At 70.6% G+C, this 22,460-nt stretch carries 23 protein-coding genes; 10 read left to right on the plus strand and 13 right to left on the minus strand.

Translation table 11 applies throughout. The features are described from left to right. Positions 1–132: 132 nt before the first annotated feature. From ACFVH5_RS08185 to ACFVH5_RS08200, 4 genes are all read right to left on the minus strand, one after another. Positions 133–2,649: a GH92 family glycosyl hydrolase gene (locus ACFVH5_RS08185; protein WP_385832728.1), complete on the minus strand. Its 2,517-nt coding sequence runs from the start codon at positions 2,647–2,649 to the stop codon at positions 133–135. Positions 2,650–2,813: 164 nt separating this feature from the next. Beyond that, positions 2,814–4,034, minus strand: a complete 1,221-nt coding sequence (gene glgC, locus ACFVH5_RS08190) for a glucose-1-phosphate adenylyltransferase (RefSeq protein ID WP_384805576.1) — start codon at positions 4,032–4,034, stop codon at positions 2,814–2,816. Positions 4,035–4,085: 51 nt separating this feature from the next. Beyond that, positions 4,086–5,237: a glycogen synthase gene (gene glgA, locus ACFVH5_RS08195; protein WP_385832729.1), complete on the minus strand. Its 1,152-nt coding sequence runs from the start codon at positions 5,235–5,237 to the stop codon at positions 4,086–4,088. A gap of 37 nt (positions 5,238–5,274) precedes the next feature. Further along, the gene (locus ACFVH5_RS08200; RefSeq protein ID WP_385832730.1) at positions 5,275–6,084 is read right to left on the minus strand and encodes a (2Fe-2S)-binding protein; all 810 of its coding nucleotides are present in this window, start codon (positions 6,082–6,084) and stop codon (positions 5,275–5,277) included. Positions 6,085–6,324: 240 nt separating this feature from the next. Between ACFVH5_RS08200 and ACFVH5_RS08205 the strand changes: the two genes are divergently transcribed. Next, positions 6,325–7,764, plus strand: a complete 1,440-nt coding sequence (locus ACFVH5_RS08205; protein ID WP_385832731.1) for a DMT family transporter — start codon at positions 6,325–6,327, stop codon at positions 7,762–7,764. On the opposite strand, the gene ACFVH5_RS08210 is transcribed toward ACFVH5_RS08205, so the two are convergent. Continuing rightward, entirely contained in the window at positions 7,754–8,944 is a 1,191-nt protein-coding gene (locus ACFVH5_RS08210) for a transglycosylase family protein (RefSeq protein ID WP_385832732.1), read from the minus strand. The two genes, ACFVH5_RS08205 and ACFVH5_RS08210, sit on opposite strands and share 11 nt — an antisense overlap. A gap of 317 nt (positions 8,945–9,261) precedes the next feature. Here ACFVH5_RS08210 and gndA point away from each other — a divergent pair, with 317 nt between their 5' ends. After that, on the plus strand, positions 9,262–10,701 hold the full coding sequence (gene gndA, locus ACFVH5_RS08215) for an NADP-dependent phosphogluconate dehydrogenase (RefSeq protein ID WP_107019361.1): 1,440 nt from the start codon (positions 9,262–9,264) through the stop codon (positions 10,699–10,701). A gap of 559 nt (positions 10,702–11,260) precedes the next feature. On the opposite strand, the gene ACFVH5_RS08220 is transcribed toward gndA, so the two are convergent. The 3 genes from ACFVH5_RS08220 to ACFVH5_RS08230 form a co-directional block, all read right to left on the minus strand. Next, positions 11,261–11,605: a GNAT family N-acetyltransferase gene (locus tag ACFVH5_RS08220; protein WP_384811823.1), complete on the minus strand. Its 345-nt coding sequence runs from the start codon at positions 11,603–11,605 to the stop codon at positions 11,261–11,263. A gap of 76 nt (positions 11,606–11,681) precedes the next feature. Then, positions 11,682–12,104 (minus strand): aspartate 1-decarboxylase, encoded by a 423-nt coding sequence (panD, locus tag ACFVH5_RS08225; RefSeq protein WP_385832733.1) that lies wholly within the window; start codon positions 12,102–12,104, stop codon positions 11,682–11,684. A 94-nt stretch (positions 12,105–12,198) separates the two neighbouring features. Then, a complete protein-coding gene (locus tag ACFVH5_RS08230) occupies positions 12,199–13,188 on the minus strand; it encodes a pirin family protein (protein WP_385832734.1) in 990 nt (329 codons plus the stop codon). 119 nt (positions 13,189–13,307) lie between these two features. Between ACFVH5_RS08230 and ACFVH5_RS08235 the strand changes: the two genes are divergently transcribed. After that, positions 13,308–13,820, plus strand: a complete 513-nt coding sequence (locus ACFVH5_RS08235) for a carboxymuconolactone decarboxylase family protein (protein WP_385832736.1) — start codon at positions 13,308–13,310, stop codon at positions 13,818–13,820. Positions 13,821–13,950: 130 nt separating this feature from the next. Here ACFVH5_RS08235 and ACFVH5_RS08240 read toward each other — a convergent pair whose 3' ends face one another. Both ACFVH5_RS08240 and ACFVH5_RS08245 read right to left on the minus strand, forming a co-directional pair. After that, positions 13,951–14,361, minus strand: a complete 411-nt coding sequence (locus ACFVH5_RS08240; protein ID WP_385832737.1) for a (4Fe-4S)-binding protein — start codon at positions 14,359–14,361, stop codon at positions 13,951–13,953. A 31-nt stretch (positions 14,362–14,392) separates the two neighbouring features. After that, complete coding sequence (locus ACFVH5_RS08245; protein WP_107019354.1) at positions 14,393–14,701, minus strand: GNAT family N-acetyltransferase; 309 nt, start codon at positions 14,699–14,701, stop codon at positions 14,393–14,395. Between the two features lie 177 nt (positions 14,702–14,878). Between ACFVH5_RS08245 and ACFVH5_RS08250 the strand changes: the two genes are divergently transcribed. From ACFVH5_RS08250 to ACFVH5_RS08270, 5 genes are all read left to right on the plus strand, one after another. Continuing rightward, a complete protein-coding gene (locus ACFVH5_RS08250) occupies positions 14,879–15,346 on the plus strand; it encodes a MarR family winged helix-turn-helix transcriptional regulator (RefSeq protein WP_385832738.1) in 468 nt (155 codons plus the stop codon). A 153-nt stretch (positions 15,347–15,499) separates the two neighbouring features. Then, positions 15,500–16,624: an LLM class flavin-dependent oxidoreductase gene (locus ACFVH5_RS08255; protein WP_385832739.1), complete on the plus strand. Its 1,125-nt coding sequence runs from the start codon at positions 15,500–15,502 to the stop codon at positions 16,622–16,624. Beyond that, on the plus strand, positions 16,621–17,307 hold the full coding sequence (locus ACFVH5_RS08260) for an NADPH-dependent F420 reductase (RefSeq protein WP_385832740.1): 687 nt from the start codon (positions 16,621–16,623) through the stop codon (positions 17,305–17,307). Before ACFVH5_RS08255 ends, ACFVH5_RS08260 begins: the two co-directional genes overlap by 4 nt. A gap of 32 nt (positions 17,308–17,339) precedes the next feature. Next, positions 17,340–17,732 (plus strand): N-acetyltransferase, encoded by a 393-nt coding sequence (locus tag ACFVH5_RS08265; RefSeq protein ID WP_385832741.1) that lies wholly within the window; start codon positions 17,340–17,342, stop codon positions 17,730–17,732. A 76-nt stretch (positions 17,733–17,808) separates the two neighbouring features. Further along, entirely contained in the window at positions 17,809–18,924 is a 1,116-nt protein-coding gene (locus ACFVH5_RS08270; RefSeq protein WP_385832742.1) for a MerR family transcriptional regulator, read from the plus strand. Between the two features lie 65 nt (positions 18,925–18,989). Here ACFVH5_RS08270 and ACFVH5_RS08275 read toward each other — a convergent pair whose 3' ends face one another. From ACFVH5_RS08275 to ACFVH5_RS08285, 3 genes are all read right to left on the minus strand, one after another. Further along, the gene (locus ACFVH5_RS08275) at positions 18,990–19,928 is read right to left on the minus strand and encodes an alpha/beta hydrolase (protein WP_385832743.1); all 939 of its coding nucleotides are present in this window, start codon (positions 19,926–19,928) and stop codon (positions 18,990–18,992) included. A gap of 366 nt (positions 19,929–20,294) precedes the next feature. Further along, complete coding sequence (locus tag ACFVH5_RS08280; RefSeq protein WP_385832744.1) at positions 20,295–20,642, minus strand: deoxyxylulose-5-phosphate synthase; 348 nt, start codon at positions 20,640–20,642, stop codon at positions 20,295–20,297. A 73-nt stretch (positions 20,643–20,715) separates the two neighbouring features. After that, complete coding sequence (locus tag ACFVH5_RS08285; protein WP_385832745.1) at positions 20,716–21,189, minus strand: ATP-binding protein; 474 nt, start codon at positions 21,187–21,189, stop codon at positions 20,716–20,718. Positions 21,190–21,381: 192 nt separating this feature from the next. Between ACFVH5_RS08285 and ACFVH5_RS08290 the strand changes: the two genes are divergently transcribed. Then, entirely contained in the window at positions 21,382–22,254 is an 873-nt protein-coding gene (locus ACFVH5_RS08290) for a helix-turn-helix domain-containing protein (RefSeq protein WP_385832747.1), read from the plus strand. Next, positions 22,251–22,451 (plus strand): DUF397 domain-containing protein, encoded by a 201-nt coding sequence (locus ACFVH5_RS08295; RefSeq protein WP_384277955.1) that lies wholly within the window; start codon positions 22,251–22,253, stop codon positions 22,449–22,451. Before ACFVH5_RS08290 ends, ACFVH5_RS08295 begins: the two co-directional genes overlap by 4 nt. The last annotated feature ends 9 nt before the right edge of the window (positions 22,452–22,460 follow it).

Below are 22,460 nucleotides of genomic sequence, written 5' to 3' on the forward strand. Positions count from 1 at the left end.
CCGGCTGGACGATTACGGTCAAGTACGATCAAGCTACGCTCAGTTAACAGCAGATTAAGTCCCGCTCCCACCGCTACGGGCGACAAGAGCGGGACCCGTGTGGCCCATGAGGCACCCCCCGAGTGGCCGGTGTCACCCCAGCTTCGGCGGCGCCGCGTCCGCGCCCGTGCCCCAGCGGGAGGGCTCCCGGCCCACCGTGAAGGCCAGCTCCCGGATGCCCCGCAGCTCGCCGGTCGTCAGATACGTACGGGCGTGGGCGGTGCCGTCGGCGCGTACCGACCGGATGTAGCGGCCGGAGTCCGGCGCACGCCCGGAGACCGGCGTGCGTCCGGCGTCCGAGGTGCCCGGAGCCGTCACGGTCAGCGCGCCGAGCGGGTGGTGACGGCGGTCGAGCACGAGGTCGGTCCGCTCGAAGACCGGCGTCGACAGACCCCAGGTGTCGAAGCCGGGCTGCACCGGGAAGAGCCCGATCGACGACAGGACGTGCCAGGCGGACATGGTCCCGAGGTCGTCGTTGCCGGTCATGCCCGTGGGCGCGTCGGTGAAGAGGGTCAGGGCGGCATGCACCACGTCGGTGGTCTTCCACGGCTGACCGGTGGAGAGGTAGGTGTAGGGGGCGATCAGGTCGGGTTCGTTCTGCGGGTTGTAGTGCGCCGCGTCGTAGTAGGCGTACGGCCCGTTGACCCACACCTCGCGTGCGGTGCGCGCGGGGTCCTTGAGGAGTCGCTCGTACGCGAAGAACGTGTCGAGCCGGTCGTTCACCGCGCGCCGGCCGCCGAGCAGGCCGATCAGTCCGGGCAGGTCCTGCGGGACGAGCCACTGGTACTGCCAGGACGTGCCCTCGTGGAATCCCTCGCTCCTGGCCGGATCGGGGTCGCCCGTGAAGGCTCCCGAGGCGTCCCGTGCCCGGAAGAAGCCGGTCGAGGGGTCGAGGATCCGCCGGTAGTTCTGGGCGCGGGCGGCATAGCGCTCGGCGTCCGCCCCGTGTCCGAGGTCGCGGGCCATCTGGGCGAGCATCGCGTCGGACAGGGCGTACTCCAGCGTCGCGGACGCCCCGTGGTCGAAGTCCGAGTGGCCGTTCTTGGTGTGCGGGCGCCCTTTGGCCATGGGCACGTATCCGCCCGCGATGTACTCCTTGTTGGCGTCCCGTCCCGCCGCGGGCGAGTCGGCGGGCGGCACGCCGTCGGCGTTCCTCCTGAGCGCCCGGTAGGCCCGCTCCTCGTGCCCCTTCAGCAGCCCCTGCTGGTAGGCGTTGGTGAGGAACGGGGTGACGGGGTCGCCGGTCATGATGTTCGTCTCGACCGGCCCGTACCCCCACTTGGGCAGCCAGCCGCCCTCCTCCCCCACGGCGAGCACGGACAGGGCCATGTCCCGCGACTCGCGCGGCGCGAGCAGGGCGAGGAGCTGCGCCTGGGTGCGGTACGTGTCCCACAGGGACCAGTTCTGGTAGTAGGTGAAGCCCTTCGCGCGGTGGACCTTCAGGTCCCAGCCCCGGTGGCGGCCGTCGGCGTCACCGCCGAGGTTGGGGGCGAGGAAGGACCGGTAGAGCGAGGAGTAGAAGGTGCGGCGCAGCGTCTCGCTCCCGCCCTTCACCCGTACGTCGTCGAGCCGCTCCTCCCAGGCCCGCCGGGCGTCGTCGTGGACGCGGTCGAAGGAACGGCCGCCCTCGGCGCGGAGGTTGACGGCGGCGCCGCGCGCGTCCACGTACGACACCGCGGTGGTCGCCTCCACCGTGCGGTCCTTCGTGGTGTCGAAGCGGACGTAGGCGCCGCCCCGTCCCGTGCCGCTCGACCGGGTGGAGCCCTCGGTGACGGTGTCGCCCCGCCAGGTGCCGGACGTCGTGAACGGCCGGTCGAAGCGGGTGAGCGTGTGGACCGTGTACGGGCGGGTGGCGGCCTGGCAGAAACCGCTGCCGGTGATCGCGGTGCGGACCGTGCGGTCGTCCAGGATCTCCACGGTGGTGGACACCGTCCTGTGCAGCGCCTGGCCCGCGTTCAGCAGGACGTTCGCCCTGTCGGTGGCCGGGAAGGTGTAGCGCTGCACCCCGGTGCGGCCGGTCGCGGTCAGCTCGGCGTCGATGCGCCCCGTGTCCGCGCCGCTCGCGCTCCTGCCGCTCGCGCTCCTGCCGCTCGCACGCCTGCCGCTCGTACCGCCGCCGCTCGTCTCGCTGCCGGGGACGTTCTCCAGGCCGACCTTGTAGTAGCCGGGGCTCGCCCGCTCGGTGGCGTGGTCGAACCGGGCGGCGTACTTCGCGTGGTCGGTGACGGTGACCTCGCCCGTGGTGGGCAGGGCCGGCAGGTCTCCCCCGAGGCGGCAGCCGACACCGGAGAGGTGCACGAGCGAGAAACCGCGGATACGGGTGTCGGAGTGGTCGTAGCCGGTGTTGTGGCCGGTGTCCGGGGAGAACTGCACCATGCCGAAGGGCACGGCGGCGCCCGGGAAGGTGTTGCCCTCGCTCTCCGTGCCGATGAAGGGGTTGACCAGATCGGTGAGCCGGTCCCCGCCCGGCCCGGCCGCCCCCACCGGGGCGGCGGGAGCCGAGTGGGCGGGAGCCGTGAGGGCGCCGCCCGGCCCCAGCAGAGCGGCGGTCACCACCACGGCTGTACGCAGCACGGCTGTACGCAGGGCGGGGCGTCCGGTCCGTCTCATACGGAGGTCCTCCATCGTGTCGGGCTGGTCACCGCGCGGTCTCGTACGTCATGAGACCGCCCGGTTCGCCCGGCACACCGGACCTCCGTGGGCGGGCCGCGCCGCTGCCACCCCGGCAGCCCAACGCGCGCCCCTGCCCGGATCGCCTTTACGGCCCTACGGCGCTACGGCACTATCTGGCCCTTGCCGAGGGCTATCACGCCGTCCTTGGAGACCGTGTAGAGCTCCCGGTCCCGTTCCGGATTGACGCCGATGGTCGCGCCCGGCGGTACCTGCACGTTCTTGTCGAGGACCGCGCCGCGCACGACCGCGCCCCGCCCGATGTGCACGTTGTCGTGGAGGATCGACCCCTGGACGACGGCTCCGGGGTCGACGAGGACGCCCGGGGAGAGCACCGAGCGCGTGACCTGGCCCCGGATGAGGCAGCCCGCGCTGATGATCGACTCGCTCGCGATGCCGCCCGCGTTGAACCGGGCCGGTGACAGCTGCCCGGAGCTGGTGTAGATCGGCCAGCTGCGGTTGAAGAGGTTGAAGGCGGGCCGCTCGGCGATCAGGTCCATATGGGCGTCGTAGTACGCGTCCAGGGAGCCCACGTCACGCCAGTAGCCCTGGTCGCGGGTGGTCTCGCCGGGCACATGGTTGTCGCTGAAGTCGTAGAGCCCGGCCTCGCCGCGGTCGGTCAGCTGGGGGAGGATCGAACCGCCCATGTCGTGCACGGAGTTCGCGTCCTCGGCGTCCCGCTGCAGCGCCTCTATCAGCGCCTTGGTGGTGAAGATGTAGTTGCCCATGGAGGCGAAGACGCACTCGGGGTCGTCGTGCAGACCGGGCGGGTCCGTGGGCTTCTCCAGGAAACGCTCGACCGTCTGCCCGTCCGTGCCCGGCGTGATCACCCCGAAGGACGACGACTCGGTCCGCGGGACGCGGATGCCGGCCACGGTCACGCCCGCCCCGCTGTCGATGTGCTGGGCGAGCATCTGGCGCGGGTCCATGCGGTAGACGTGGTCGGCGCCGAACACCGCCACGTACTCGGGCTGTTCGTCGTACACGAGGTTCAGGGACTGCAGGATGGCGTCGGCGCTGCCCAGGTACCAGCGCGGGCCGAGGCGTTGCTGGGCCGGGACCGGCGTCACGTAGTTGCCCAGCAGGCTGGACATCCGCCAGGTCGTGGTGACGTGCCGGTCGAGCGAGTGCGACTTGTACTGCGTCAGCACGCAGATGCGCAGGATGTCCGCGTTGACGAGGTTCGACAGCACGAAGTCGACGAGGCGGTACGTGCCTCCGAACGTGACCGCTGGTTTGGCACGGTCCGCGGTGAGGGGCATCAGGCGTTTGCCTTCCCCGCCCGCCAGTACGATCCCGAGCACCGAAGGTCCACCACGACGCATGGCCGCTCCCCTAACCCTCATTGGTCCGGGCCTGCCTGCCGGCAGGCCGGACTACGCCTGTTTGAGGATCTCCTCGTAGAGCCGGACCGTCCGCCGGGCGACGGCGTCCCAGCCGAACTCCCCCACCGCGCGCTGCCGTCCGGCCTCGCCCATCCGCCGGGCGGCCCCGGCATCTCCGAGGACCGAGTCCAGCGCCTGTGCGAGTCCTGTCTCGAAGTCCTCGTCCACGGACACCAGTACCCCGGTTTCGCCGTCCTCAACGACCTCCGGAATGCCGCCGACCCGGGAGGCGACCACCGGGGTTCCGCAGGCCATCGCCTCAAGGTTGACGATGCCGAGCGGCTCGTAGACCGAGGGACAGACGAACACGGCTGCGTGGGTGAGGAGTTGGATGACTTCGGGGCGGGGCAGCATCTGCGGGATCCAGTGCACTCCCTCGCGGACCCGGCTCAGTTCCTCGAAGAGGACACGGAACTCCTGGTCGATCTCGGGAGTGTCCGGCGCGCCCGCGCAGAGCACGACCTGTGCGGCGGGGTCGATGTCGCGCACCGCGCGCAGCAGATGCGGCACACCCTTCTGCCGGGTGATACGGCCCACGAACAGCACGTAGGGCCGCGCGGTGTCGATGCCGAGCCGTTCCAGGACGTCCGTGCCGTGGTCCGGGCGGTAGAGGCTCGTGTCGATGCCGTTGTGCACGATGTGCACCTTCGCCGGGTCCAGGGACGGATAGCAGCCCAGGATGTCCTCGCGCATGGCCCCGGAGACGGCGACCACGCCGTCGGCCGACTCGATCGCGGTGCGCTCGGCCCAGCTGGAGAGCGCGTAACCGCCGCCCAGCTGCTCGGCCTTCCAGGGGCGCAGCGGCTCCAGCGAGTGGGCGGTCATGATGTGCGGGATGCCGTACTGCAGCTTGGCGAGGTGGCCGGCGAGGTTGGCGTACCAGGTGTGCGAATGCACGAGGTCGCGGTCCTCCAGCGCGGCCGCCATGGAGAGGTCCACGGAGAAGGTGCGCAACGCGTCGTTGGCGCCGTCGAGCACGGGCCAGGACCGGTGCCGGACCACTCCGCCGCCGGCGCCCTCTCCCCAGCAGTGCACGCCCAGGTCCGTGAGGGGCCTCAGCTCCCGGGCGAGGAACTCGACATGGACTCCCGCCCCGCCGTACACATCCGGCGGATATTCGCGGGTCAGCAGTCCCACTCGCACCCGGAACCTCCTGTCTCTGCGGCTGGTTCCCACATGGTCACCCAGATGGGTCGGTCAGGGAAGAGCGCGGTGCCTGCGTGAAGCAGCAGTCACCGCACACCCCGCCGCCGGGTACCCGGTAATAGAGGCAGCAACTGCGCCGCCGGAAGGCAGTTCCGTCCCAGTTCCCGGTGTCCCTCAGGTCGGGGTGGTCGAGGAGTTCGGCGGTGAGCGCGCGCACGTGATCGCGTACGTCGGTACGGCCGTGGGCGGCGGCCCGGCCGTCGAGCAGGCGGGCGGTGCTCGCGAGGGCGGAGGCCGCGTTGCCCCACAGCAGCCCCGCGGCCACCGGGTGCCGGGCCCGCAGCGCCGCCGAGAGGGGTGCCAGGTGGCCGTGGTGCACGAGCCGCCGGATCGTCGCGGCGTCGCCGGGCAGCGCGCGCACCTCCGACAGCCACAGATCGTCGGGGGCGCTGCCGTCGGCGTCCCAGTGCAGCAGGCGGGGGTCGAGGTCCGGCACCCGGCCGTAGAGCACGGCCGACCCCAGGGCCACGGACCACAGCCGGGCGGCGAACCCCTGCTGCGCCACGGACACCCCGACGCGCGTCTCCGGAGCGGCCAGCAGCCGGACGACCTTGCGGACACGGAAGGTGAGCGGATCGATCTCCTCGTGACCCGACGTGATCCGATCCGACGCGGCGCGATCCGGCGCGGCACGATCCGGCACGGCGGTGACGCCCGGTGTCGCGTAGACCTCGGCGAGTGTCGGCAGCGGGGGTCGTCCCGTGCGCGGGCGGGGCCGTCCTGTGCGCAGGGCGAAGAAACCTTCGAGAGCGGCCAGCCGCTTGAGGTCCGGATCGAGATTCACGAAGAACAAGTACACCAAGGGGGCATAACGGCGCCGGAGGGCGGGTTGTACTTCGTGTCACCCGACCTGGGGAGGACTCGGCCCAAGACGTACTCCATCGGCAGTAGGACCCAATGACTGCTCAGGTACGACGACACGGGACCTTTCACAAGGGATCGTCATAACCATGGAAGCCGACCGTTCGCCGCACCGGACTCTGCACCCTCCGGAGCGCGTCCGCCACACGCAGAGGAGAGACACATGAGCGCACTAGTGCTTTCTGTCGTTCTCTCCCTCGTCTCCGCCGTCGCCTACGCGGGCGGGGCCATCGTGCAGGAACGCGTCGCGGCGAACACGCCCGACCGTACGTACGCACCCATGCGCCAGCTCGCCTGGTGGGCCGCGGTCGGCCTCAACGCGCTCGGCGGACTGCTGCACGTCGTGGCGCTGGCCTACGGGCCGCTCAGCCTGGTCCAGCCGCTGGGCGCGCTGACCATCGTGTTCGCGCTGCCCATGGCCGCCGTCTTCGTCCGCCGCAGGGCCGGGGCCGCCGCCTGGCGGGGCGCGATCATGGCGACGGTCGGTCTGGCCGGAATCCTGGCCCTGGTCGGCACCGCGGACTCTCAGTCCCTGAACAGCACCCAGCGCGTCGTGGTGGCCCTGGTCACCGGCGGTGCGGTGGTGGCGCTGATGACGGCGGCGCGCGCCGCGCACCGGCACCCGGCCGTGCGCAGTGTGCTGCTGGCGATCGCGGCCGGTGTCGCCTTCGGTATGTCGTCGGTGTTCACGAAGACCGTCGCGGTGGACTGGACCGGTGGCGTCGCGGTCGCCGACCTGCCGAGCCTCGCCGTGATCGGCGTTCTGGCGACCGCCGGAATGCTGCTGTCGCAGGCCTCCTACCGGGGCGCCGGACTCGCGGCCCCGCTGGCCACGCTGACCGTCGTGAACCCGATCGTGGCCGCCGCGGTGGGTCTCACGATGTTCGGCGAGACGTTCCGCTACGGCGAGACGGGCACCATGCTCGCCCTCGGCTGCGGGGTCGTCGCCGCGGGCGGTCTGATCCTGCTCACCACGGAGCGGATCAGCGGCTCGGAGCGTCCGCAGCCGGTCGCGCCCGCCACGACTCCGTCGGCTACCGGAGTGGCGTCCGTGGCCGCGGAGTCCCAGGAAACGGCCCAGGGCGTGCCCCAGGACCCGTCCCGGGCCGCGGCTCCGGAGGCCGTGCCGAGCCCCATCGAGCAGGCCACCGCGCTTTTTCCTCCCGCGCGGCCCGCGGTCTCCGCCTCAGCCTCCGGTTCCGGTTCCGGCTCCGCCGAGCGGCGGATCTCCTCTGGCGTGCGGGACAAGGCGTATACGCCGACGGGTGCACGAGAAGAATCGTTCACGGTGCCTGCGGTGCGGAGCGAGCCTGTCGCACCGGCCGCGCGCACGGGCCATGGCGGCGTACGTGACCTCTCGCGCCCGTCCGGGGCCGGAGTGCCCGGCGGCCGGGAGGGGTCGCCGGTGGCGGCCGGGGGAATGCTCGCCGCCGCACGCGAGGCGGCCCTGGTGCCGCCGCCCGGGTCCAACGGGCCCCCGCCGCCCGGCGACGTGCCGGACGGCCCGGGCGGGCCGGCGTGGCCGGAAGGCCTCTACTACGGCCTTCCGTGCCTGCCCCTGCTGCCCGCCCCGATGGTGCTGCGCTCCTGCGTCAGATCCTGACGCCACCGGCGCGCAGGTACGCGACCGGATCGACGTCGCTGCCGAAACCGGGCCCCGTCCGCACCTCGAAGTGCAGATGCGGGCCCGAGCTGTTGCCCGTGGACCCGGACCGGCCGATGCGCTGGCCGGCCCCCACGCTCTGCCCGGCCTTCACGGAGATCGCGGACAGATGGGCGTACTGGGTGTAGCGGCCGTCGCCGTGCCGGATCACCACCTGGTAGCCGAAGGATCCGCCCCAGCCCGCGGTCACGACGCTGCCCGCCCCGACCGACTTGACGGACGTACCCGTCGCCACCGGGAAGTCGACGCCCGTGTGGTAGCCCTTCGACCAGGAGGAACCCGCGGCGTGGTACGGAGTGCCGGTGCCGGCGCTCACCGGGGCGACGAGGGTGTGGGTGGCCGAGTGGGTCTTCTTCTCCGACTTCTCCTCGGCCTTCTCCACCTTCTCCCTCTTGACCCCCTTGTCCTTCTTCTCCTTCTTGTCCTTCGTCTGGGCCTTGCCGGACGACGACGTGGAGGTGCCGTTCGAACCGGGCGCCTTGCCGTGCAGGCTCAGCCGCTGGCCGGGAACGATCAGATCGGGGTCGGCGCCGACGGTCCTGCGGTTGGCTTCGTACAACTGCCGCCAGCCGCCGGGTATCTTCCGGGTGCCCGCGATCTCGGAGAGGGTGTCGCCGTGCACGACCGTGTACATCTCGGCGGTCCCGGCCCGGGACTGGGGCGTGGTCTGCGGCTGTACGTCGACCTTGCGCTTGGTGGTCTGCGTGGAGGTGCCCGCGGTGCTGATGTCGGGACTGTCACCACCGCGCGTGAGCCCCGCCCGCTGCGAGCAGGTGGGCCAGGCGCCCGGCCCCTGACCGTCCAGGACCTTCTCGGCGACGGCTATCTGCTGGTCCTTGGTGGCGAGGTCGGCGCGGGCCGCGTAGGCCCGGCCGCCGTAGGCCTCCCAGGTGGACTGGGTGAACTGGAGCCCGCCGTAGTAGCCGTTGCCCGTGTTGATGTTCCAGTTGCTGGTGGACTCGCAGGCGGCGACCTTGTTCCAGGTGTCCACATCGGCCGCGTTCGCGACGCCGGTCCCGATGAGCGGTATCGCCATTCCGGCACCGCCCACCGTGACAGTGAGTGACGCGCGGTTGATCCTGTTGGGCTGATACCGGCGGTGCCGGCCGCGTACGGCCATGAAGGTGCCCCCTAAACAAGCGTCAGGAGCGGCAAAAGTAAACGCTGCTAACAGGCCATGACAAGAGGGCAATCAGCCTCCCTATCCCGCCAAGTGACCAGGAATGCCCCTTCGTTCGCGACGGCCGGTGCCCATACCGGTGGCAGACACGAGGGTGAAGTTCGCCGGGAGGCTGAGGCGAGGACGCCTCTTCTGCGTACACAACGTCGGCAAGGCAGGATGTGCGGTCGGAGAACCGGCAAGTCAGGATGGTCAGTGGGGCAATACTGGCGGGCAGGACCGGCACCACTGATTCAGGATCTTAGGAGCCAAACCGTATGAGCAACTCAGCGCAGATCGGCGTCACGGGACTCGCGGTGATGGGGCGCAATCTCGCCCGTAACTTCGCGCGGAACGGATACGCCGTCGCCCTGCACAACCGGACGGCGGCGCGCACGCACGCGCTGGTGGAGGAGTTCGGCAGTGAGGGCGACTTCATCGCGACGGAGACCGCCAAGGAGTTCGTGGCGGCCCTTGAGCGGCCCCGCCGCCTGGTGATCATGGTGAAGGCCGGTGAGCCGACCGACGCGGTGATCCAGGAGTTCGCCCCGCTCCTGGAGCCCGGCGACATGATCATCGATGGCGGCAACGCGCACTTCGCGGACACCCGGCGCCGGGAGCGCGAGCTGCGCGAGCAGGGCATCCACTTCGTCGGCGCGGGCATCTCCGGCGGCGAGGAGGGCGCGCTCAACGGCCCCAGCATCATGCCGGGCGGCCCGGTCGAGTCGTACGAGTCGCTGGGCCCGATGCTGGAGAAGATCTCCGCGAAGGCCGAGGACGGCTCTCCGTGTGTCACGCACGTCGGCCCCGACGGCGCCGGGCACTTCGTGAAGATGGTGCACAACGGCATCGAGTACGCCGACATGCAGCTGATCGGCGAGGCGTACCAGTTGCTGCGTGACGTGGCGGGCTACTCCCCCGCGCAGATCGCCGACATCTTCCGCACCTGGAACACCGGGCGGCTCGACTCGTACCTGATCGAGATCACCGCCGAGGTCCTGTCGCACGTGGACGCGGCGACGGGCAAGCCGTTCGTGGACGTGGTCCAGGACCAGGCCGAGCAGAAGGGCACGGGCCGCTGGACCGTGCAGATCGCCCTCGACCTGGGCGTTCCCGTGTCGGGTATCGCCGAGGCGGTCTTCGCCCGGTCGCTGTCGGGCCACAGCGCGCTGCGCGAAGCCTCCCGCGGGCTCGCCGGTCCCTCGGCGACGGCGCTGAGCGAGTCCGAGGCGTCGGCCTTCGCGGACCAGGTGGAGCAGGCGCTGTACGCGTCGAAGATCGTGTCCTACACGCAGGGCTTCCACGAGGTCTCGGCCGGCAGCGCCGAGTACGACTGGAACATCGACCTGGGCGCGGTCGCCTCGATCTGGCGCGGGGGCTGCATCATCCGGGCGGCGTTCCTGGACCGGATCCGGGCCGCGTACGACGCGCGCGCGGATCTGCCGAGCCTGCTCTCCGACGACACGTTCGCGCAGGAGATCGCCGCGGCGCAGGACGACTGGCGCGCGGTGCTCGTCTCCGCCGTCCAGCAGGGGGTGCCCACGCCCGGGTTCGCGGCGGCGCTCGCGTACTACGACGCGCTGCGCGCGGAGCGGCTGCCCGCCGCGCTCACGCAGGGGCAGCGGGACTTCTTCGGGGCGCACACGTATCGGCGGACCGACCGGGAGGGGTCGTTCCACACGCTGTGGGGCGGGGACCGGTCCGAGGTCTCCGGCTGACGGCTGAGGAACTGAGGGTTCGTTGCGGGGCGCGGGTCGGTGAGGGCTGGCCGCGCCCCGCGGCGGAGCCGCACGATGTCACGACCCCGCGCCCCTAAGAACAAACAGGTGGCCCGGCGTGGACTCGTCCACGCCGGGCCACCTGTTTCAGGGCGCTGTCAGCCCAATGGGTCCGGCTGGGGCTCCGGGGCCGGTGTCGGGTCCGGGCCGGGCGCGGGGCGCGGCGGCGGTCCCGGGACCGGGCGGGGCTTCGGGGTCGGCACCGGGTCCGGGAAGGGCTGCGGCCGGTCCGGGCCGGGCGTGGGATCCGGATGTACGGGATCGGGGAACGGTTGCGTCATCATGTCCTCCAGCCAGAGGGAACGTCGGCTCTGGACTTCTCCCCCGCGTACCCGACTCCCGCGCACCCACTCACTCCGTAGCGAACGGAACGGGGCCCATGTGGCCCCTTGAGCGGGGCCGGGCCCCCGTAAGGGGCGCGGGGAACTGCGCGACGAGCCCCCACCGCCCCGCACTGTGAAACCCGACCCCGGCGACCCGGCCCCGGCAAGGGGTTCGCTCAGAACAGACCGGGGTGCGCCTCGAGCCACCCCTTCGCCGCACTCAGCAACGCGGGGTCCGCCACCGGCGCCACGTCCGGGTGCCGCTCGGCCCACTTCACGACGTACGGGCAGAGCGGCGCGACCGGCACGCCCTCGCGCTCGGAGATCGCGTACAGCTCACGGGCGAGGGAGCCTGCGATGCCCTTGCCCTCGTGGGCGGGCTCCACGGTGGTGTGCACCGGGACGAGGGCGCGGCCGGGGCTTTCGAGGACGAAGTACGCGATGCGGCCCGCCACTTCGTCACCGGAGTACGCCTCCAGGCGACCGTGGTCCCGGTCGTCACGGATGGTGATGTCGCTCATGGATTCTCCTCGTGGGTACGGGTTGCGATGCCGGTACGAGTGCGGGTGTGGATGCGCGTGCGCGTGTGGATGCAGGTCAGGCCGCCGGGACGGCCTGCGGGCTCCGCCGCTGGTCCGAGCCCGGTACCGGCTCGGAGGGGTCCGATCCGAGCGTCACGATCCGGTTGTCGCCGTCCACGTGCACGACCCGCGGCTTCAGCGCACGGGCCTCGGCGTCGGTGACCTGCGCGTAACTGATGAGGATCACCAGATCGCCGGGGTGCACGAGGTGGGCCGCGGCGCCGTTGATGCCGATGACCCCCGATCCGCGCTCGCCCTCGATGACGTACGTCTCCAGACGGGCGCCGTTGGTGATGTCGACGATGTGGACCAGTTCGCCGGGCAGCAGGTCGGCGGCGTCGAGGAGATCGGCGTCGACGGTCACGGAGCCGACGTAGTGCAGGTCGGCCTGGGTGACGGTGGCACGGTGGATCTTGGACTTGAACAGAGTACGCAGCATTTCGGACTCCCAGAAGACAGCTCCCCGCTAGCTTTCTGCAGGTCAGGGGCGTACGTCACTGTACAGCGGCGGGTCTTCGGCTCAAAGGCCCAGATCAGCGAGAGGGCGGGTTGCGGCGCGGTGTGAGGACGGCGTTCGGCAGGGCCGGTGCGGGCAGGGGGCCGCCGGGAAAGTCCTCGATGACGCCGAAGCGGTCGGAGGACGCTTCCCAGTCCTCGCGGGCTTTCACCACGTCCTCGTGACTGCGGCCGACGAAGTTCCACCACATGACGATCTCCTCTCCGAAGGGAGGTCCACCGATGAGGACGGCCCGCGCCGGGGCGTCGGTCTCGTTCACCATCGTCAGGGTGTCTGCGCCGGGAGGCACGTAGCCGAGTTCGGCGGGGCGCAGCACGGTGTCGATCAGGCGGATGTCCCCGCTGTCCACGAGGAGGCCGTGCTCGAAGGCCGCGTCCACGGCGAGGGTGAGCGTCGCGCCGGGTTCGACGACGATCTCGGCGCCGAGCAGCGGCGTGAAGGTCCGGGCCGGGGAGGTCCGGCCGGCGAGCGAACCGAGGAAGACCCTGATCACGGCCCCGTCGACCTGCACGGGTCCGGGCACGTGGTGCTGGAAGTCCCGGGCGGCGCGGCGGTGTTCCTCGGGCAGCGCGACCCACAGCTGGACGCCGTGGAGGACGGTGGTGTCCGGGGTGGAGACCTCCGAGTGGGCGATGCCGTGTCCGCCGGTCATCAGGTTCATCTCACCGGGCCGGATCAGGGCGTGGGTGCCGAGGGTGTCGCGGTGTTCGATCTCGCCGCTGAACAGCCAGCTCACCGTCTGCAGTCCGGTGTGGGGATGCGGGGGCATGTTCATACCCCCCGAGACCGCGACCTCGTGCGGGCCGTAGTGATCGGCGAAGCACCAGGCACCGATGAGTGTGCGCGCCCGCTGGGGCAGGGTGCGCCGCACGCGCATCGCACGCGGACCCCCGAGCGGGACGTCACGCGCCGACAGGACATCGACCCCGCGGGCCCCTGTCGGCCGGTCGCCCTCGACGACCGCACCGCCGTGCAGAGCCGCGCCGTCGGTTTCCGCGTTGCTCATCGAGAGCACCTCCCACAGGATTTGGTTGTTACATCAACTAGGATGGCACAGGGCGGGACGACCGCCCAAGCACCGCACCACACAGGCCACTTCGAGCGTGGCCGGAAGGAAGCCCCGACGTGAGCGACCGCACCCAGGACTCCGAGCCCCGCCGGATCTTCATCGACAAACAGAGCCCCAAGGCCTTCCATGCCCTGGTGCAGGTCGCGGAGACGGTCCGGGCGACCGCCGCCGAGGCCGGGCTCGACCGGACCACCGTGGAACTGATCAACCTTCGCGTGTCCCAGCTCAACGGCTGCGCCTACTGCCTGGACAGGCACACCAGGGCGGCCCTGCGTGCCGGTGAATCAGCGCAGAGACTCGGAGTCCTGAGCGCCTGGCGGGACACCGGCCTGTTCTCTCCCCTGGAGCGCGCCGCCCTGGCGTTGGCCGAGGCCACGACGGATCCGACGGACGCCACGGCCCAGACCTCCGCCTACGAGGCCGCCCGACAGGTTCTCTCCGAGGACCAGATCTCGGCCGCGATCTGGGTGGCGGTCACCATCAACGCGTTCAACCGCGTGTCGATCCTGAGCAAGCACCCCGTGCCGCCCGTCCACGACAAGCCTCACGACAGGCTTCCCAGCGCGTAGAGGCGGCAGGCCCGCCCCCTCGCCGTGGGCGGACACCCTCGACCCATGGCCGGTCTCAGGCTCGGGGACTCGGGGACTCGGGGGCTCAGGCAGCTCCTCGACCGGCATGGCATCGAGGAGCGCGGCCTCGTCACCGGCCGCAGGGTCCCGCGTGGTCGCAGTAGGGCTGGAGGCGGGCCTGTCCGCAGCCGCACAGGATGACCCTGGTCTCGGCGCGTGCGCCCTGCGGCGTGTCCACGCTCAGCTCCCCGCGCACGGTCAGCTGCCCGGTGGCACTGCGGGTGATCGTGGTGGGCCGGTCGGGGGTTTCCGTTCCGCCGTCCACGAGTTCGTACCGGAGCGCGCCCGACGGGCAGCGCCGCACGACGTCCGCCACGCGCTCGGCCGCGGAGGCGTCCGGCCGGATCCACGGCCGCTTCGTCGTGTCGAACACCTCGGGCAGGCCGTGGACGCATTCCGCCGCATGGAGGCAGCGCCCGGCCTCGAAGGTCACCGTGATCGACTCCGCCCGGTACGTCTTCCGCTCGGGTTCGCCGCCCATACCCGCCTCCCCTGCCGCCGCGCCCGCCTTTTCAGTCACTGACCCTGCTGCGGGACTGGTACAGCAGGTCCTGGTACTCGGGGTGCCGGTTGATCCAGCCCGCGAAGAAGGGACAGGTGGCCAGCACCCGCAGATTCGCGGCGCGCGCCTCGTCGAGGGCCGTGCGGGCCAGCGCGGAGCCGACTCCCGCACCCTCGTACGCCGCCTCGACCTCGGTGTGCACGAACGCGACCAGCTCCGTCGTACGGATGTACTGCGCGATGCCCGCCACCTTGGACTCGCCGTCGACGCGGGCCTCGTAGCGCTTCGCCTCGGGTGCGTCGATCACTTCGACCGTCATGTGTCCTCCTCGTGGGGCCCGATCTCGCTCGACTCGGACGCTGCGAAATCCCGTCGGCCGGGGCATCAACCTAGCTCCCTCAGGTTGATGTATCAACTTAACCACGGCGGCCTCGCCGCGTGACGGCACCGCCACCACGACTGGATGAGGTGTCAACGATCTCGCTAGACTCCGGCCATGGACGCACCGCCGCGCTGGCTCGACCCGGAAGAGAAGGACGCCTGGGACAGCTTCATCCGCATGCACGAGAAACTCATCGGACGGCTGGCCCGCCGCATCCAGGCCGACTCCGGGATGTCCGCCTCGGACTACGTCGTCCTCGTCAGCCTCACCGAGAGGGGCGGCGGGCGGATGCGCTTCCTGGATCTGGCGAAGCTCGTGGAGTGGGAGAAGAGCCGCATGTCCCACCAGGTCACGCGGATGGCGAAACGCGGGCTCGTGTCCAGGGAGGAATGCCCCGACGACGGGCGCGGCGCGTTCATCGTCGCCACCCCGGCCGGCTACCAGGCGATCGAAGAGGCCGCGCCGCAGCACGTCGAGCACGTCCGCCGCCTGTTCATCGACGCCCTGACCCCGAACCAGCTCAGCACCCTCGGCCGGCTCAGCGAGCGCGTCCTGGACCACATGGAGCGGCAGCCGGACTGACCGGGCGGCAGTTCACTCACGTGCAGTCGTACTCGCCGCATCACCATGTGGTTGACACGACAACCAATCGAATGTCATGTTGACGCATCAACCGGATCGGCGGAGGTGGCGCGGGTGACCGCCGCACCTCGACACGACGAAAGCGTTGGACGAGTGAACACGACGGATGTCTCGCAGATCGAGTTCGGGATCGACAGCTTCGGGGACCGGCCCCGCAACGACCGGGGCATGATCCTCTCGCCCGCGCAGGCGATCCGCGCCGCGGTGACGGAGGCGGTTCTGGCCGACCAGGTCGGCATCGACGTCGTGGCGTTGGGCGAGCACCACCGACCCGAGTACGCGATCTCCAGCCCCGAGACGGTACTGGCGGGCATCGCGACGGCCACGAAGCGCATCCGGCTCGCCTCGGGCGTGACCGTACTGTCCTCGGACGATCCGGTGCGGGTGTTCCAGCGATTCGCCACGGTCGACGCGCTCTCCAACGGCCGTGCCGAGGTGATTCTCGGACGCGGTTCCTTCACCGAGTCGTTCCCCCTGTTCGGGTACGACCTGAAGGACTACGAGGTGCTGTTCGAGGAGAAGATCGAGCTGTTCCACCGGCTCCTGGACGAGAAGCCGGTCACCTGGGAAGGCACCACGCGCGCCGCCCTGCACGACGCGGACGTGCACCCGAAGACCGATTCGGGACGCATCAAGACCTGGGTGGGAGTGGGCGGGACACCGCAGTCCGTGCTCCGCACCGCCCAGTACGGCTTCGGGCTCATGCTCGCCATCATCGGCGGCGCGCCCGACCGGTTCGCGCCCTACGTGGATCTCTACCGCAGTGCCAGTGCCGAGTTCGGCACGACCCCGCAGCCGGTCGGAATGCACTCGCCGGGCTTCGTCGCGGCCACCGACGAAGAAGCCAAGGAGCTTTTCCACCCCGGGTTCAAGGAGATCCGCGACCGGATCGGCGCGCAGCGCGGCTGGCCGCCGCTCCGCCGGGAGGAGTTCGACACCGAGGTGGACCGCGGTTCGCTGTACGTCGGCTCGGTCGAGACGGTGGCGAACAAGATCGCCCATGCGGTACGGGTCCTGAACGCGGGCCGATTCGACATGATCTACTCCGCCGCCGGCACCGTTTCGGCCTCCGCACGTCTCCGGTCGGTCGAGTTGTACGGCACCCAGGTCATCCCCAGGGTGCGCGAGCTGCTGGCCGAGCAGCCCGCGGGCACGGCGGGCACTGGGGGGACGGCAGGGGCGGCTGGCGCGGCGGGGGCGGCGGGGGCGACACGATGACCGACCCCGTGACCACCATCGGGATTCTGGGAGCCGGGAAGCTCGGCACCGTTCTGGCGCGATTGGCGGTCGCCTCCAGCCATCGCGTCCTGATCTCCGGGTCCGGTGACCCGTCCAGGATCGCGCTCACCACCAAGATCCTCACCCCGGGAGCGACCGCCGTGTGGCCGGCCCAGGCCGCGGGTGCCGCCGACGTGGTGGTCCTGGCTCTCCCGCTCGGCACATACCTCGACCTGCCGGTTCCGCAGCTGGAAGGAAAGCTCGTCGTCGACGCGATGAACCACTGGTGGGAGGTCGATGGCCCGCGTGCCACGATCCTCCCGGCCGACACCTCGTCGAGCGAGGCCGTTCAGCGGTTCCTGCCGGGCTCGCGTGTCGTGAAGGCCCTCAACCACATGGGCTACCACGACCTCGAAGACGGGGCTCGTCCAGCCTCAGTCACCGGACGCAAGGCCATCGCGCTCGCCGGCGACTCGTCCGAGGACCTCGCCGTCGTGTCCGCGTTGATCGACACCCTCGGGTTCGACCCACTCGCCATCGGCGACCTCGCAGCGGGTGTCCGGCTCGAACCCGGGACCCCCGCCTTCGGAGCCAATGTCGACGCCGAGCGGCTTCGCGCGCTCACCGCCGCTCCCGCTCCCGCTCCCGCTCCCGCTCCCGCTCCGACGAGGCTGGCCGGATGACTCAGGAATTAGCCGGCAGCTTCGGTACGTCCATGACGGTCGAGCTCGATCCCGCCGACCCGATCAGCTCCTACAGCGTAAGACGTGCCGACCGGACACCCCTCGGCACGGCCGACTTCGTCGTCGTTCCCGGCGCACTTCCCGGCGTAATTCCGGACGCACTTCCCGGTGTGCGCGAAGAGCGAATCTTTTTCCATACCGAGGTGTGCCAGGACTTCGGTGGCCGTGAACTGGTGGAGCTTCTGGTGAGCACGGCACTCACCGACAGCATGCGCGACAACGCCACGGTCGTGCCCCTGTGTCCGATGTTCGCCCGCCATCTGCGGGTGCACGGCGACACGTTCATCGCGAGGGGTGGCGTGTTCCGTCGCCCGGTCGCCGACGACATAGGAGTCGTCACGCGCGCCACGCTCGGCGAAGTGTGAGGCGTTCGGAGCAGGTTGCCCCTCGGTTGACCCTCGACCTTGTCGAGGGCTCAGGGTTCCGGGTGTGGAGAACGAGATGCGCAGTATCGGGGAGATGGCCCGGGACGGTGGGCTGAGCGTGAGTGCGCTGCGGTTCTACGACCGTGCCGGGGTGCTGGTTCCGGCCTGGGTGGACCCTGTCAGCGGCTATCGCTGGTACGAGACCGAGCAGTTGGAGGAGGCCAGGCTGTTGGCCCGGTTGCGCCGGGCGGGCATGCCGTTGGCGGACATCCGGCTCGTGCTGGCCGGGTGGGCGGGCGCGGACACCGAGCTGGTGCGCGGGCTCCTCGACGCTCACCTGCGCCGCCTCGAACTGGGGCTGTCCGATGCCCGCAGTGAGTTCTCCACGCTCCGAGCTCTACTCGACCGCAGGGAGAACCCCATGACTTCGCTCCGCACCACCGCCGCGGCCACTACCGCTGCCGCCGCCACCCGGGTGTCCACGTCGCCGCTGGAGCTGGCCGCCGCGCTGGACACGGTCCGTTTCGCGGCCGGCTCCGACCCGGAGCTGCCGATGCTCGCCGGCATCCTTTTCGACGTCGAAGGTGACGAACTCCGTCTGGTGGCCACCGACCGCTACCGGATGGCCGTCGCGCGAGCACACGCCACCGGGCACGACGGGGCCCGGACCCAGGTGCTCGTGCCTCTTCCGCTCGCCGACGCGATGCGGGCGCTGCTGACCGGCGGCGAGCCCGTCGACCTCGTGGTGGACGGTGACCGCGTCACGTTGGAGGCCGGGGAACGGCAGACGGCCGGGCAGGTCATCGGCCATGAGTTCCCGGACTACCGCCGCCTCGTCCATCTCCCCGCCGGCCGCCGGGTCCGCGTCGATACGGCGGTCTTCCGCACGGCGCTGGAGAACGGTCCTGTCCGCACGGGCGAGGCCGGGGAGCCGGACGGCGCGCCCCGCGACCTCAGCGTGCTCAGGGTGGCGGAGGACGGGACCGTGGTCGTGTGCGACGACGGTGGCGACGGTGACGACGAGCGGGACAACGTCGGTGTCGATCGCGAGTACCTGCTGCACGCGCTCACCGCCGGGGCCCGGGACGAACTGGTATTGGAACTCGGTGCGCCCACGGCACCGCTCGTGATCCGCAGGCCCGACGACGAGGACGCCTTCTCGCTCCTGATGCCGGTCCGCCTGGAGAACTAGGCCCCGTGTCCGCCGACCTGCTGAGCAGATCGGCGGACACGGCCGTGGTCGGGTTCGGCTTCGACTCAGCCGGTGTGCGGGCAGTTGCCGCGGTACTCCTCGATGGTCGTACTCGCCACGGGCAGCGGGCACAGGAACTGTTCGTAGCGGGTGTCGTTGTCGATGAACCGCTTCAGCCAGGAAATGCTGTACTTCGCGACCGTGGTGTTGGACGAAGTCGGGGCGGAGTGCGTGGCGCCGTTCAGCTCCAGGTACGCGCGGTTCAGCGCTGACGGCAGGCTGGTGTAGAAGGGCTCGGCGTGCGACGACACCGGGGCGACCGTGTCACCGTCCGCTCCGACGATCAGGGTGGGCGTCTGGACCTCGGGCCAGGTCTTGTCCGTGTTCCACGGTGTGAGCGGGACCGAGGCCTGCAACGACGGCCGGTCCTTGGACGCTTCGAGCGAGCCGCCGCCGCCCATGGAATGCCCCATGACGCCGAGCCGGGTGCTGTCGATCCGGGTACGGACGCTGCTGCTCTGCGTCAAGTAGTCGAGTGCTGCGAGCAGTTGGTCACCGCGGGCGGCCGGCTGGTCGAGGGTGCTGAGGGTGTCGATGGTGATCACGACGAAGCCCTGGGAGGCCAGCCTGGGACCCAGCCACGACACCGACGACTGGGAGGCGGTGAACCCGGGCGAGATGGCCACCGCGCCGAACGTGCCGTCGCTGGTGCTGGTCGGGTAGTAGACGGTCCCGCCGCCGAAACCGCTGGTCCGGGACACGGTCGTCTGCGAGACGGCGTACGAGCCCCGGGCGGCCTCGATGCTGGCGTTGGTCGGCGCCGGGCCGCGCTCGTAGGGGTTGTCCGCGGCGTCGGCGACACCGGTGAGGGAGGTGGTCAGACCGGCGAGCAGTGCGGCCGTGGCCGACAGCGCGGCGAGTCGGCCGCGCAGTCGGCGGCGGGGCGCGCGCTCCGCCCGCGCGGAGTGAGTGGTGGTGGATCTGGGTGTGGGGGATGCTTGCACGATCGGTCCTTTCACCAGGTTCCGTGGGTGACACGGGAGCGGTGACTCCGGTGGTGCGTGCCCTGCTCATGGCTGGTCGGGCGTACCCGTGGCTGGTCGAGCCCCGGCTTGCCCGGCCGTGTCCGACGCGAGTCGGAGGACGCGGTGTCACGTCACGGAAGCAACGAGGTTGTCTCGGATGGCGCGTTGGGGCGGTGCACGGTCCTGCGTGCGAAATGAATCCGAAGGACGACCTGCGACCGGGCCGTGGGGGCCCGTGCCGCCTGAAGCAGCATCACCATAGGGCCGCTCCGGCTCCACGCCATCGGTGATATCGCCGGTGTCATCGACGGCTCCGGCGTACTACGGCGTATTACGGGCGCTCGCTCAACCGCGCGACGGGGCGGACGGCACCTCGCACCGCACGAGCGCCCTCGCGAACGGTTCGCCACTGCGCCGCGCGTACACCATCCGCTCACGGACCTCGCTCAGGGTCCGGGGCCGGTAACCGGGCCCACCGCAGCAGCTCTTGTGAAAACGGACACCGGCGTGCAGCAACACGGCCAGCGTCCGCCAGGCCGCGACGTCCCGACGCCGCGGCACGGCAAAGGCGGACCCCACGTGAATCAGCGACTGCGCACAGCGGGGGCAGACCCGCTCCCGTTCCCTGTCGTAGGGCTGCTTGTACGAGGCCCTGCAGGGCAGGCAGACGTACGAGGTCTTCGCGTGGGACATGAGGTCAGGGTATGCATCGCCAGGCCGGGAATCGAAGGAATGACGACCTGAAGCCGATTGAACACCGGAGCACCTAGCCCTTTCGCGTATCGCTGCCACGGCCGGTGCGGACCTCCGCCCACACCGTTTTCGTGTATGTGTCGTGGACCGTGTGGCCCCAGCGGGCCGCGTAGGTCTGGACGAGGAGCAGGCCGCGGCCCGAGGTCTCGTCCTCGGGCTGTGGTGTCGTGGCCGCGGGTACGCGTTCGGGGCGGGTGTCCGTCACCTCGATGCGGAAGTGGGCGGGCAGCAGGTGCAGTGCCAGGCGGAAGTCCCGGCCGGGGAGGCTGCCGTGGCGCACCGCGTTCGACGCCAGCTCGGCCGTGACGAGGGCGACGGCCCTGGCCGGGTCGGAGTCGTACGCGAGGCCCGTCCACTCGGTGAACTGCTGGACGGTGAGTTGCCGGGCGAGGCGGGCGCCGCGTCTCGTGCCGCTGAGGCACAGGGCCAGTCGGCGGGCGGGCGTGTGCGGTGGCTTCGCCCCGTCGGTGAGCTGATCTTGGGTCACGGTTCCAGCGTGGGGCGGCGAACGGCCCCCTGAACAGGGATGACGGCCGTACTTCGTCCCTCTCGTACGGCACGCCCTTTGTTTGTACGGGAGTTGTACGGGCGTTGTACGGGTTCGGCGCGTGTCCCTGTTTCCGCGATCCGCGTTGGACATCGAACGGTGAGGTGCGGAGCGGATGGAAGGGCGTGGGCTGTGGGAACGGTACGGGATGTCGGGGACACGCGGGCGGGGCGTACGGCGAAGCCGAAGGAGGAGGGGCCCGATCTGCCGGGGGCGTGGTCGGCGTACGGCGTGCTGCTCCGGCATCTGCGCAAACGGGCCGGTTTGAACCAGCAGCAGCTCGGCGAGGCGATCGGTTACTCGCTGGAGCAGGTGGCGTCGGTCGAGCAGGGGCGGCGCCCGGCGAAGGTCGCGTTCACCTCGGCGGCGGACCGAGCGTTGGAAGCGGGCGGCGTCCTGGAGGTGTTGCAGGACGAGGTCGACCGAGCGAAGCTGCCGAGATTCTTCCGCAATTTCGCGTTGATCGAGGCGGGCGCCGTAAGCAGGTTCGAGTACGAGCCGCTGCTGATTCCGGGCTTGTTGCAGACGGAGGAGTACGTACGCGCCGTGTACGCGGGGCATCGGCCGAAGCTGGAGTCGGATGTCGTCGACAACCACACCGAGGCACGCCTCAACCGGCAGAAGATCCTCACGAGGGCCCCTGCGGTGGACCTGTCGTTCGTCATCGCCGAGACGGCACTGACCAACTCGGTCGGCGGCGCCGAGGTGATGCGCAGACAACTGCATCACCTGCTGGCAGTGGGCGAGTTGGAGAACGTACAGCTCCAGGTCATGCCCCCGGCACGCGACTTCCACCTGGGCCTCAACGGATCGTTCGTCGTGCTGGAGACAGGAGAGAACCAGCGGTTCGGATACGTGGAGTCACAGGGCGTCGGTGTCGTGGTGGCCCAGGTGGGCGCGGCCAGCCACCTCGGCCTGCGCTATGGGATGCTGCGGTCGCAGGCCCTCAACACCGAGCAGTCTGCACGCCTCATCGAACGTCTGGCAGGAGAGACAGCGACATGAGCAGCAGCGAGCGTCTGGCCTGGATCAAGAGCAGCTACAGCGGTTCGGACGGCGGCAACTGCGTAGAAGTGGCTGCCGGGCCGGAGGCTGTGTACGTTCGGGACTCGAAAGTCGTGAGTGACGCGCCCGTCCTGCGGGTCGGTCGCGGCGAATGGGCCGCGTTCATAGGCGGTTTGGCGCAACCCCTCGTTGGCTAGGGTGACAAG

Source organism: Streptomyces sp. NPDC127119, assembly GCF_042677425.1.
Lineage (GTDB): Bacteria > Actinomycetota > Actinomycetes > Streptomycetales > Streptomycetaceae > Streptomyces.